This is a genomic window from Nonomuraea sp. NPDC049725 (assembly GCF_040674795.1).
Taxonomy (GTDB): Bacteria; Actinomycetota; Actinomycetes; order Streptosporangiales; family Streptosporangiaceae; genus Nonomuraea; species Nonomuraea ceibae.
The window spans coordinates 50,002-61,856 of sequence record NZ_JBFANJ010000018.1; the positions used below are offsets into that span (position 1 = coordinate 50,002).

The 11,855-nt window shown below is 72.9% G+C and carries 10 protein-coding genes; 7 read left to right on the forward strand and 3 right to left on the reverse strand.

Annotated features, from left to right (window positions below; translation table 11 throughout):
- Positions 1-28: 28 nt before the first annotated feature.
- Both AB0J53_RS36025 and AB0J53_RS36030 read left to right on the forward strand, forming a co-directional pair.
- Positions 29-637, forward strand: a complete 609-nt coding sequence (locus tag AB0J53_RS36025; RefSeq protein WP_364180807.1) for an HAD family hydrolase — start codon at positions 29-31, stop codon at positions 635-637.
- Between the two features lie 88 nt (positions 638-725).
- Positions 726-1,121, forward strand: coding sequence for a cold-shock protein (locus AB0J53_RS36030; RefSeq protein ID WP_219506279.1), 396 nt, complete (start codon positions 726-728; stop codon positions 1,119-1,121).
- Here the strand turns inward: AB0J53_RS36030 and AB0J53_RS36035 are convergent.
- Positions 1,118-2,623, reverse strand: coding sequence for an MFS transporter (locus AB0J53_RS36035; protein ID WP_364180575.1), 1,506 nt, complete (start codon positions 2,621-2,623; stop codon positions 1,118-1,120). The genes AB0J53_RS36030 and AB0J53_RS36035 overlap by 4 nt on opposite strands.
- Before the next feature lie 250 nt (positions 2,624-2,873).
- Here AB0J53_RS36035 and AB0J53_RS36040 point away from each other — a divergent pair, with 250 nt between their 5' ends.
- The 4 genes from AB0J53_RS36040 to AB0J53_RS36055 all read left to right on the forward strand — a co-directional run bounded on the left by AB0J53_RS36040 (position 2,874) and on the right by AB0J53_RS36055 (position 8,547).
- Positions 2,874-3,674, forward strand: coding sequence for a DUF3027 domain-containing protein (locus AB0J53_RS36040; RefSeq protein ID WP_364180577.1), 801 nt, complete (start codon positions 2,874-2,876; stop codon positions 3,672-3,674).
- A gap of 77 nt (positions 3,675-3,751) precedes the next feature.
- Positions 3,752-6,793 (forward strand): hypothetical protein, encoded by a 3,042-nt coding sequence (locus AB0J53_RS36045; RefSeq protein ID WP_364180579.1) that lies wholly within the window; start codon positions 3,752-3,754, stop codon positions 6,791-6,793.
- Between the two features lie 108 nt (positions 6,794-6,901).
- Positions 6,902-7,249, forward strand: coding sequence for a YciI family protein (locus AB0J53_RS36050; RefSeq protein WP_219506287.1), 348 nt, complete (start codon positions 6,902-6,904; stop codon positions 7,247-7,249).
- Positions 7,250-7,254: 5 nt separating this feature from the next.
- The gene (locus AB0J53_RS36055; RefSeq protein WP_364180581.1) at positions 7,255-8,547 is read left to right on the forward strand and encodes a DUF6596 domain-containing protein; all 1,293 of its coding nucleotides are present in this window, start codon (positions 7,255-7,257) and stop codon (positions 8,545-8,547) included.
- A gap of 10 nt (positions 8,548-8,557) precedes the next feature.
- Here the strand turns inward: AB0J53_RS36055 and AB0J53_RS36060 are convergent, their stop codons facing one another.
- Together AB0J53_RS36060 and AB0J53_RS36065 are read right to left on the reverse strand one after the other, a co-directional pair.
- Complete coding sequence (locus AB0J53_RS36060; RefSeq protein WP_364180583.1) at positions 8,558-10,024, reverse strand: alpha/beta hydrolase; 1,467 nt, start codon at positions 10,022-10,024, stop codon at positions 8,558-8,560.
- A gap of 92 nt (positions 10,025-10,116) precedes the next feature.
- The gene (locus AB0J53_RS36065; RefSeq protein WP_219506294.1) at positions 10,117-10,320 is read right to left on the reverse strand and encodes a DUF2530 domain-containing protein; all 204 of its coding nucleotides are present in this window, start codon (positions 10,318-10,320) and stop codon (positions 10,117-10,119) included.
- 142 nt (positions 10,321-10,462) lie between these two features.
- Between AB0J53_RS36065 and AB0J53_RS36070 the strand changes: the two genes are divergently transcribed.
- Entirely contained in the window at positions 10,463-11,842 is a 1,380-nt protein-coding gene (locus tag AB0J53_RS36070) for an NCS2 family permease (RefSeq protein ID WP_219506295.1), read from the forward strand.
- Positions 11,843-11,855: the final 13 nt, after the last annotated feature.

Genomic DNA, 11,855 nt, shown 5'->3' on the forward strand with positions numbered 1-11,855 from the left:
TTGGCATCCTTCACATGTGGCGACATCGGTGGGTTTTGATCTGGACATGACACTGGCTGATACGCGAGCGGGGATCGCGGCGGTCTACGACGAGCTCTCCTCGCGGCTCGGCGTCCCGATCGACAGCGCGCTGGTCGTCACGCGGCTCGGCCCGCCGCTCGAACAGGAGCTGGCCTACTGGCTGCCGCCGGAGGAGATCCCGGCCGCGGCCGACCTCTACCGGGAGATCTACCAGCACGTCGGCGTGCCCTCGCACGTGGCGATGGAAGGGGCGCACGAGGCGATCGAGAGCGTGCGCGCGGGCGGCGGCCGCGTCATCGTGGTGACCGGCAAGAACGAGCGCGACGCCACCAGCACCGTGCGGCACCTCGGGCTGGACGTCGACGAGGTGGCCGGTTCCGTCTTCGGCGCGGCCAAGGGAACGGCGCTCGCGAGGTTCGGCGCGGCGGCTTATGTTGGTGACCATGTGGCGGACATCGCGGCGGCGCGGGCCGGAGGCGCGTTCAGCGTCACGGTCGCGACCGGCCCCTACAGCGCGGGAGAGCTGCGCGAGCACGGCGCCGATGTCGCCCTGGGCGACCTGACGGAATTCGCCACCTGGTTCGCCGGATGGCGCCCGCACGCCGAACTCGTGTAATTCATCGGCATTTACCCGGTCGCCCCGTCGCTCTACGGGGCATAACCTACGTCCATCCCTATCACGACTGTTTGAACGAGGTCCTCCTGTGCCGAGTGGCAAGGTCAAGTGGTACGACGCCGACAAGGGTTTCGGCTTCCTCACCCGCGACGACGGCGGTGAGGTCTTCGTGCATTCCTCCGCGCTTCCTGCCAATGCCGGGCCACTCAAGCCGGGGCAGAAAGTCGAGTTCGGCGTCGCCGAGGGCCGCCGCGGTCAGCAGGCGCTCTCGGTGCGCATTCTCGACCAGCCGCCGACCCTGGCCAAGACCAAGCCCAAGGGCAAGCGCAAGAAGCCGGACGAGATGGTGGTCATCGTCGAGGACCTGATCAAGTTGCTCGACGGCGTGTCCACCTCCTACCAGCGTGGCAAGCATCCCGAGGCGGCCCACGCCAAGAAGATCGCGCAGGTGTTGCGGGCGGTCGCCGACGACCTGGACGCCTAGCCGTTCGGGTTCGTCAGCGGCTTGGTCCTGTCGAGCGGCTCGGTCCGCGGCTCCGGCTCGGGATGCCGGACCCGGACCGCCCGCTTGGCGGCCCGGACGCGGCGGCGCCGCGTCACCACCAGCCAGCCGAGCATCGCGGTCAGCGTCACGGCCAGCGTGACCAGGCCCGCCGTGCTGCTCTCGGTCAGCGACAGGACCAGCCCCACCAGCCCGCCGAACACCCAGGCGAGCTGCAGCATCGCCTCGACCACGCCGAACGTGGACGAGCGCATCTCCTCGCCGATCTCCCGCTGCACGATCGCGTCGAGGGCCAGCTTGCCCAGCTCCTGGGCGAACGCGGTGACCAGCGAGATCGCGACCGCCGCCCACAGGCCGAAGAAGACCGCCGACACGATCATGGTGACCACCGTCAGCGCCAGCGTGACGAGCACGAGCGCGCCGGGAGCGTGGTTGCGCGCCCAGTTGGCCACCACCGCCCCGATCAGACCGCCCAGCCCGGCCGCCGCCGCCAGCACCGCGATCGTCTTCGGCACGTCGAAGAACGGGTCGGGCTCCGCCAGCCACGGCACCCCGCCGTCCTGCACCAGGAACAGCAGGAAGAACAGCAGGAACCCGGAGAACAGCCGGATGGCCACGTTCGCCCAGACGGCCTCGGCCACCGCCGGGCCCACGTTGAACAGCGTCCGCCAGCGCGGCGCCCGGCCCTCCGCCGGCGTCTCCTCCTCCAGGTCCGGCGAGTCCACGTGGCGCGGCAGCCGTACGGCGAAGACCCCCGCCACCAGGAACGCGACCATCGCCACCCGCAGGATCGCGGCGCTGCCCAGCCACGCGGTCAGGCCCGCGCCGACCGGCACCATCACGCCCGCCGTCACCAGCGAGAACAGCGCCACCCGCGCGTTGGCCGAGACGAGCGTGATGTCGGCGGGCAGCACGCTCGGCATGATCGCCGCGCGGGACACGTTGTAGGCCTTCGACAGCACGAGCACGCCCAGCGCCCCGGCGAACAGCGTCGGCAGGTCCTGCGGGCCCACCGCCGCCGCCATCGCGAAGCACAGCAGCCCGCGGCCGAACAGCGTGCCGGCCATCACGTAGCGGCGGCCGGACCTGAAGCGGTCCAGGATCGGCCCCACGAACGGCGCCAGCAGCGCGAACGGCAGCATCGTGATGACCAGGTAGAGGGCGACGGGCCCGCGCGCCTCGCCGACCGGGAGCCCGAAGAACACGGTGCTGGCCAGCGCGACCGTGACGAGCGTGTCACCCGCGCTGTGCCCGGCGGTGAGCTCGATCAGGCGGCCCAGGCCGGTGCGGTCGGCGCCGTTGGCGTGGGTGAGCCGCCGGGTGGCCCGGCCGACCTTGCGCGCCCCGCCCGCGGTGGCCCGGCCGGCTCGCGCGGTGCCGCCCGCGGTCGCCTTCGCGGCGCGCGCGGTCGCACGGCCCGCGCCGGCGACGCCGCGCCCCACGCGCCGCGAGATCTCCCGTGCTCGCTCCCAGCCTCCCTCCACGCCTACCAGTCTTACCCGATTCCTTGGCGATCTCCGCGCCGGATCCCCTCCACAAGGGTCCCCTCCCACCCGCTCGGGGTCCCGGTGGAACTCGTGGGCCGGATCCGGGCGGGAGGGTCGGCTCCCACCCGTTCGGGGTTCCGGTGGTGGCGGAACTCGTGGCCGGATCCGGGCCAGTCGGCCCCGCGAGGTCCGGGCATGGGTGAGAATGAAGTGTGAGCGAACAGCACCTTTCGGCGGAGGCGGGCCGATGACCCGTGCCAGGACCCGCGTCTCCGCCCCCGACCAGGCCTGTGTCGCCGCCGTCGATCTGGCGCGCACCGCGGCCGAGGAGCTGGCGCGTCCGGGCGAGCCGGGCGAGCACCTCGGTTTCGAGAGCGAGGGCGACCGGATCGTCACCCATTACTTCGCCTGCCTCGACCGCGCTTATCGGGGCTGGCGCTGGGCCGTGACCGTCACCCGCGCCTCGCGGGCGAAGAAGGTCACGGTCAGCGAGGCCGTCCTGCTGCCCGGCGCCGGCGCGCTGCTGGCGCCCGAGTGGCTGCCGTGGAGCGAGCGGCTGCGCCCCGGTGACCTCGGCGTCGGCGACCTGCTGCCGACCGCGGAGGACGACGACAGGCTGGAGCCGGGCTTCACCGAGACCGACGACGACGTCGACCACCAGATGATTTTCGAGTACGGCCTGGGCCGGGCCCGTGTGCTCTCGGCCGTCGGCAAGGACCGGGCGGCCAGGCGCTGGCACTCGGGCGAGCACGGGCCGCACACTCCGATCGCACACGCCGCGCCCGCGCAGTGCTCCACCTGCGGCTTCTACTGGCCGCTCGCGGGTGGGCTCCGGCGCACGTTCGGGGTCTGCGCCAATGAGTACGCGCCCGACGACGGCAAGGTGGTGGCCGCCGACCACGGCTGCGGCGCCCACTCCGAGGCCGCGGTCATGCCGCCGCCGGTGGAGCAGGCGACGCCGATCCTCGACGACCTGGGCTACGACCTGATGGAGGAAGAGGCCGGCTCGGTCGACGAATCCGCCTCCGAGGAGCTCGGCCACTCCTGATCGTTTCTGGCGGGGAGTGTCGGCGCGGGCCGCTAGCCTACGGTGGCCCCCAACTCTCTACCCCGGGATCGTGATCGATGACCGACACCTTTGGCGCCGACCGGATGCGAGCCGCCGTGCTCGCCGCGTGGACGGCCTCGCCCGCCAGGTTCCGCGAGGACGCCAACGCCGAGGAGGACTTCGCCCTCGGCGGCTACCGCGACCGGCTGATCGTGGAGCTGGCGCAGAACGCCGCCGACGCGGCGCTGCGGGCAGGCGTGCCAGGGGTGCTCCGGCTGACGTTGCGCGGCAGCGTGCTGACGGCCGCCAACACCGGCGCGCCGCTGGACGCGACCGGCGTGGAGGGCCTGTCCACGCTGCGCGTCTCCGGCAAGCGTGACGAGGCGGGCGCGGCCGGTCGGTTCGGCGTCGGGTTCGCCGCCGTGGTGTCCGTCTGCGACGAGCCCGCCGTCGGCTCGCGTGAGACGGGCGCCGTCCGCTGGTCGCGCGCCGAGACGGCCGCGCTGGTGGGCGCGGTGCCGGAGCTGGCGGGCGAGCTCGCCTCGCGCTCCGGGCACGTGCCGCTGCTGCGCCTGCCGTTCGCCGCCGACCCGCTCGACGTCCCCGAGGGTTTTGACACGCTCGTACGGCTCCCGCTGCGTGACGAGGCGTCGGCCGTGGCGGTGCGCCGCATGCTGGAGGAGACGAGCCCGGCGCTCCCGCTCGGCATGCCGGCGCTGGCGGCCATCGAGATCGACCTCGACGGCACGGTCCGCACGGTGTCGGCCGACGGCTGGCACGTGGTGTCCGATTCCGGTGAGTTCGGCCCTGACGACGTGGCCGAGCTGTTCGCCGATCGTCCCACCGAGGAGCGGGCCCGGCCGTTCTGGTCGGTCCGCTGGGCGGTGCCGCTCACGGCCGGCGGCGAGCCCGCCGCGCCGCCCGCGACGGTGCCCCCGGTCGTGCACGCGCCCACGCCCAGCGACGAGCCGCTCGACCTGCCGGCGCTGCTCATCGCGTCGTTCCCGATGGCCACCGACCGGCGTCACGTGGCGCCGGGGCCGCTGACCGACTTCCTGGTCGAGCGGGTCGCCGACGCCTACGTCCGGCTGATGCGCGAGCTGCCGCGCACCCCGAAGCTGCTCGACCTGGTGCCCGCGCTGATGGGCAAGGGCGAGCTCGACGCCCGCATCCGGCGGGCCGTGCTGCGGCGGCTGCCCGGCACGCCGCTGCTGCCCGCGCTGTCCGCCCCGGCGCCCGCCGTGCAGACGCCGTCGTTCGCCGACGCCGAGGTCTACGAGCCCGACGCCGAATGGCAGGTCGAGCACCCGGCGCAGGAGCCCGGCGCGGACGGCTGGGTGGTCGCGGGCAAGGAGGCCGCCGTGGTCGCCGGGTCCGGCGAGCTGCTGGCGGCCGTCGCCGACTTCGTGCCCGGGCTGCTGCCCGCCGGCTGGCCCGCCCGCCATCCGGCGATGGCCTCGCTCGGCGTGCGCCGCGTGGAGCTCGCCGACGTGGTCGACCTGCTGTCGGGCGAGGCCGTCGAGGGCAGGGAGCCGTCGTGGTGGCGCTCCCTCTACGACGTGCTGCCGGCCGACGACCCCGAGTCGCTCGGCGCCCTGCCCGTCCCGCTGACCGACGGCCGCCTGGTGCGCGGCCCGCGCGGCACGCTCATCCTGGAGCCCGGCTCCGTACGCCTCGACGCGGGGCTGGACCTGGCGCCGCTCGGGCTGCGGATCGTGCACCCCGACGCCGCGCACCCGGTGCTGCTGCGGCTCGGCGCGGCCGAGGCGAGCCCGCGCACCATCCTCGAAGACCCGCTCACCAAGGCCGCCGTCGGCCAGTCGCTCGACAGTCCCGACCCGGAGCCGGTGGCGCGTGCCGTGCTGTCCCTGGTCGAGGCCGCCGGGCTGGCTCCCGGCGAGGCGCCGTGGCTGGGCGCGCTGGCGCTGCGCGGCGCCGACGGCGAGCTCTACCCGGCCGGTGAGCTGATGCTGTCCGGCGGCGCGCTGGCCGGGCTGCTGGAGCCCGACACGCATCTCGGCGTGGCCGCGGGCGAGCTGGAGGAGACCTACGGGCCGCGCGTGCTGGCCGCCGCCGGGGTGCTCGACGGGTTCGCCGTCGTGCACGACTCCGACGTGCTGCTCGACCACGACGACTGCGACCACGACCTGGACGGCGAGGACGAATGGCTCGACCACGTCCTCGACCTGCTCCCCGAGCTGGATGTGCCGCCGGTGGTGCCGGAGTTCGCCGCCGTGCGCGACCTGGAGCTGGTGGCCGACTGGCCGGCCGCGCTGACGCTGCTGACCAGGCCGCCGCTGCGCGCGGCGCTCCACCCGCTGCGCGTCGAGGGCGTCGAGGTGCCCTCCTACACCGCGTGGTGGCTGGCGGGCCACCCGGTGCTCGGCGGGCGCAAGCCGCGCGAGCTGCGGCTGCCGGGCGCCGACCCGCTGCTCCAGGGCCTCTACGGTGACGCGCCCGCCGGGCTGGACGAAGGCGCGCTGGCGATGCTCGGCGTGCGCACCACGCTGGCCGAGCTGCTCGACTCCCACGGCGGCCCGGAGGAGCTGCTCGACCTGATGGCCGACGAGTCCATCGTGGTCGACCGGGCCCAGTTGCGGGCGCTGTGGGTCGCGCTGGCGGGGATCGAGCCGTCCCGGGTGGCGCCGCCGCCGAGGCTGCGGGCGGTGCTCGGCGGCGACATCGTGGTGGCCGACGCCGAGGACGTCGTCGTGGTCGAGGCCCCCGACCTGCTCCAGCTGGTGACCCGTCATCCGCTGGTGCTGGCCCCGTACGACCTGGCCGAGTCGCTGTCGGAGCTGCTCGACCTGCCGCTCGCCGGCGAGCTGACCTCCGGCGAGGTCACCTCGTCCGGAGAGACGCGGCCGGTGCCGCCGCAGGTGCGCTCCCTGCTGCCGACGGCGCCCGAGACGTACGTCGAGCACGAGAAGCTGCTGGTCGACGGCGCGGAGTGCACGTGGCGCTTCTTCGAGGGCACCGTCCACTGCACCGGCGTCGACGGGCTGGCCCGCGGCCTCGCCTGGGCCACCGGCCAGTGGAACGACCGCCTCGCCGTGGCCGCGCTGCTCCGCGACCCGGCCGCCGTCCCTCTGCTGCTCGCGGAGGCGGATCTGTCGTAGCCGGAAAGTTTTTCCGGGTAGGTGTCCTTCTGGCGGTGTCCCGTTCGTGGTTATGGCATGCGGCGGTCCTGCCGCACCTGACACGACGGGACATCGAGGAGTTCGAACATGAAGTACATGATGCTGATCATGGCCAACACCGCCGACGACAGCGGCCAGGCCCCCGGCTGCACGCCCGAGGACTGGATGGCCTACGACAAGGAAGTGCGGGACGCCGGGATCTGGGTCTCCGGGGAGTCGCTGGCCGACCTGGTCACCGCCACGACCGTCAGGGTCGGCGCCGACGGTGAGCGCACCGTGACCGACGGGCCGTTCGCCGAGACCCGGGAGCTGCTCGGCGGCTTCTACGTCATCGACGTGCCCGACCTCGACGCCGCCCTCGACTGGGCGGCCCGCTGCCCGGGGGCGCGCGACGGCTCCGTGGTGGTCCGGCCGGTCGCCGACTTCGGGGTCTGACTCCCATGAGCGCGGACACCGGCTCCCCGGCCGGACCTGGCGGGGGCGGGCTGGGGCCGGTGGCGTCGGTGGAGGCGGTGTTCCGGGAGGAGCGCGGCCGGCTGCTGGCGGCGCTCGCCCGGCGCTTCGGCGACCTCGACCTGGCCGAGGAGGTCACCTCCGAGGCCATCGAGGCGGCGCTGGAGCGCTGGCCCGTCGACGGCGTGCCGCCCAAGCCGGGCGCGTGGCTGATGACCACCGCCCGGCGGCGGGCCGTCGACCGGCTGCGGCGCGACCAGGCGTACGCGGCCCGGCTGGCCATCCTCCAGATCGAGGCCGAGCGGGCCGGACCCGCCCCGGCCGCGGGGCTCGACGACGACCTGCCCGACGAGCGGCTGCAGCTCTTCTTCACCTGCTCGCACCCGGCGCTCGCCGCCGAGGACCGGACCGCGCTGACGCTGCGCTGCCTGGCCGGGCTGACCATGTCCGAGGTGGCGCGGGCCTTCCTGGTGCCGTCCCCGACGATGGCCAAGCGCATCACCCGGGCCAAGAAGAAGATTCGCGAGGCGCGCATCCCGTTCCGGGCGCCGGACGTGGACGAGCTGCCGCAGCGGTTGCCCGGCGTCCTCCAGGTGATCTACTCGATCTTCACCGAGGGCTACGCGGCCAGCGAGGGGCCGCTCCTGCAACGGCTCGACCTGGCCGAGGAGGCCATCCGGCTGGCCCGGATCCTGCGCCGGCTGCTGCCCGCCGAGCGGGAGGTCGCCGGGCTGCTCGCCCTGATGCTGCTGGTCCACGCCCGGCGTGACGCCCGCACCGGGCCCGGCGGGGAGCCGGTGCTGCTGGAGGAGCAGGACCGGGGGCGCTGGGACCGGCCGATGATCGAGGAGGGGGCCGCCCTGGCGACGGTGGCGCTGACCGGCGGCCCGCCGGGGCCGTACGGGGTGCAGGCCGCCATCGCTGCCCTGCACGACGAGGCGGCCGACGTCGCCGCCACCGACTGGGCGCAGATCGTGGCGCTGTACGACGTGCTGCTCGCGCTGACGCCGTCGCCGGTGGTGGCGCTGAACCGGGCGGCCGCCGTGGCGATGCGCGACGGGCCCCGGGCCGGGCTGGCGCTGCTCGACGAGCTGGCCGGGGAGCCGCTGCTGCGCGGCCACCACCCCTACCCGGCGGCGCGGGCCGACCTGCTGCATCGGCTCGGCCGCCACGCCGAGGCCGCCGCTGCCTATCGCGAGGCGCTCGCCCTGGCGGGCACCGCCCCCGACCGCGCCCTCCTGCGCCGCAGACTGCGGGAGGCCGAGCACGCCGGCTCGTGACAGGAAGGGGTCAGGCGGCGGGGCAGGTGGTGCCGGAGCCGGGCATCGTGCCCTTGAGCAGGTAGGAGTCGACCGCGCGGGTGATGCAGGTGCTGCCGCTCAGGTAGGCGCCGTGGCCCTCGCCCTCGTAGGTGACCAGGACGCCGGTCTTGAGCTTCTCGGTGAGGGAGACCGCCCACTGGTACGGGGTGGCGGGGTCGCCCTTGCCGCCGATCACCATGATGGGGGCGGAGCCGGTGGCGTCGATGCGCTTGGCGTCGTCGGTGCCCTCGACGGGCCAGTGGGCGCAGGCGGAGCTCGCGCCGTCGGCGGCCAGGATGGGGAAGATCTTGCTGACCTTCTCGTTGATGGCGGCGGTCTCGGCCTTGGTGGGCCGTTCGGCGCTGTCGACGCAGTTGATCGCCTGGAGGCTGGTCATCATGGTCGAGTAGGTGCCGTCGTCCTTGCGGCCGGTGTAGGAGTCGGCGAGCGTGAGCAGCATGGCGCCGTCGCCCTTGAGCGCCGCGGCGGCGCCCTGCTCCAGGATGGGCCAGGTGGCCTTGGCGTACAGCGGGGTGATGATCGAGAGCTGGGCGAGGCCGTAGGTGAGCTCGCGGTCGCCGACCTTGAGCGGCTTGGTCTTGAGGCCGTCCAGGAGCTTCTCGACGGTCTGCTGCACGGCGGCGGGGGTCTTGCCGAGGTCGCAGCCCTGGGCGACGCAGTCGTCGGCGAAGGCGTCGAAGGCGTCGGCGAAGCCGGTGGCCTGGATGACGGCCCGCTCCTCGAAGGTGACCGACGGGTCGTAGGCGCTGTCGAGGACGAAGCGGCCGACGTTGCCGGGGAACTTGGTGGCGTACACGGCGCCGAGGTGTGTCCCGTACGAGAGGCCGAAGTAGTTGAGCTTGTCGTCGCCGAGCGCGACGCGGAGGCGGTCGAGGTCCTGGGCGGCGTTGACGGTGCCGACGTGCGGCAGCACCTTGGCGGAGTCCTTCTCGCAGGCGGCGGCGAACTCCTTGGCGAGCTGGTCGGAGCCGTCGCCGGTCATCTGGAGGAGCTTGTCGATCTGGCCGCCGCACTTGACGCCGGCGCTGCGGTCGACGCCGCGGGGGTCGAAGCTGACCAGGTCGTAGGAGGAGCCGAGGCCGGCGAACGCCTGGCGGGCGAGGGCGAGCGTGTCGACGCCGGACCCGCCGGGGCCGCCGAAGTTGAAGACGAGGGAGCCGAGCTTGTCGCCGGTGGCCTTGACGCGGATCAGCGCCAGGTCGATCGTGTCGCCACTGGGCTTGGCGTAGTCGAGCGGCACCGGGACCTTGCCGCATTCGACGGCGGGATCGGGGGCCATGGGCTTGCCGTCGGCGCCGGTCAGGTCGGTGCACGGGCTCCACGCGACGGTGCCGGTGTCGCGGCCGGCCTCCTTCTTGGCGGCCGGCTCGGTGCCGGTGCCGCAGGCGGTGGCGGCGGTGGCGCACAGGAGCAGGGCAATCATGGACTTCTTCATGGCATCCAGCATGGTACGGCCACTTTTGCCCAGGTAGTGCCGTGTAACAGCAGTTGCGGATGACATCCGGGACCTGCCGGATGTGACAGATGTCAGCGTTTGCGGACCATCCACATGCCGAGCAGGCCGAAGCCGACGCCGGTGGCGCAGGTCCAGATCCACCAGGTGTTCTCGGGGGCGGGGCGGAAGATCAGCAGAGCGACCAGGGCGAGCGCCCACAGGCCGGTGCCGGCGGCGATCGCCGCGGTGTCGTTGGTCTCGATCGGCTCGGGGTCGGGGTGCCACTGCTGCGTCACGGGATCCAGCCTAGCTTCCAATCGGGTCTCGATACGATTACCGGCATTTGTCACAAAACCCGTTGACTGTCACTCTTCGCGCGTGAGTGACACTCGTAACGCAATCGATCGATACTTCGCAATCACCGCACGTGGTTCGACCATGTCCCGGGAGATCCGTGGCGGCTTGGCCACGTTCTTCACCATGGCGTACATCGTCGTGCTGAACCCGATCATCATCGCCAACGGCACCGACGTCGAGGGCCAGGTCATCGGGGACGGCACGACGCCCAACACGGCGCTCGTCGCCGCGGGCACCGCGTTCGTGGCCGGCGTGCTGACCATCCTCATGGGCGTCATCGGCAAGGTGCCGTTCGCCATGGCCGCCGGGCTCGGGCTCAACGCCTTCGTCACCTTCAACATCGCCACCCAGATGACCTGGGAAGAGGCCATGGGCCTGGTGTTCCTCGAAGGGATCATCATCGGCCTCCTGGTGCTGACCGGGTTGCGGGTGGCGGTGTTCAAGGCCATCCCGGGCCAGCTCAAGACGGCCATCAGCGTGGGCATCGGCCTGTTCATCGCGCTGATCGGCTTCGTCGACGCGGGCTTCGTGCGCCGCGCCGCCGGGACGCCGCTGGAGATGGGCATCGCCGGCAGCCTGACGTCGTGGCCGATCTTCGTGTTCATCGTCGGGCTGCTGACCACGGCCGTGCTGGTGGCGCGGAAGGTGCGCGGCGCGATCCTGATCGGCATCGTGGGCACCACCGTGCTGGCCATCGTGGTCGAGCTGATCACCAAGTCCGGCGCGTTCGGCCCCGACAACCCCGGCGGCTGGCAGCTCAACGTGCCGTCCGTGCCCGAGCAGGTCTTCGGGCTGCACAACGTGTTCACGCTCTTCACCGAGTTCGACCCGTTCGGCGCGTTCAGCCGGGTCTCGGTGCTGCTGGTCGTCCTGCTGGTGTTCACGCTGCTCATCACGGACTTCTTCGACACGATGGGCACGATGGTCGGCGTCGGCCGCCAGGCCGGGCTGGTCCAGGAGGACGGCACGCTGCCGCGCACCCGCGAGATCCTGCTCGTCGACTCGCTCGGCGCGGTCGCCGGCGGCGCCGGCTCGGTGTCGTCCAATACCACCTACATCGAGTCGGCCGCGGGCGTCGGCGAGGGCGCGCGCACCGGTCTGGCGAGCGTCGTCACCGGCCTGCTGTTCCTGGTCGCGATCTTCTTCGCGCCGCTCGTCACGGTCATCCCGTACGAGGCCGCCGCGCCGGCCCTGGTCATCGTGGGCTTCCTGATGATGACCGCGATCCGCGAGATCGACTGGACCGAGTACGAGATCGCCATCCCGGCGTTCCTGACCATCGTCATCATGCCGTTCACGTACTCGATCTCCAACGGCATCGGCGCCGGCTTCATCAGCTACGTGCTGATCAAGGTCGTGCGGGGCAAGGCGAAGGAGCTGCACCCGCTGATGTGGGCGGTCGCCGGGCTGTTCGTGGTGTACTTCGCGCTCGGGCCGATCAAGGTTCTGCTCGGGCTCTGACGAAGGAAGGGGC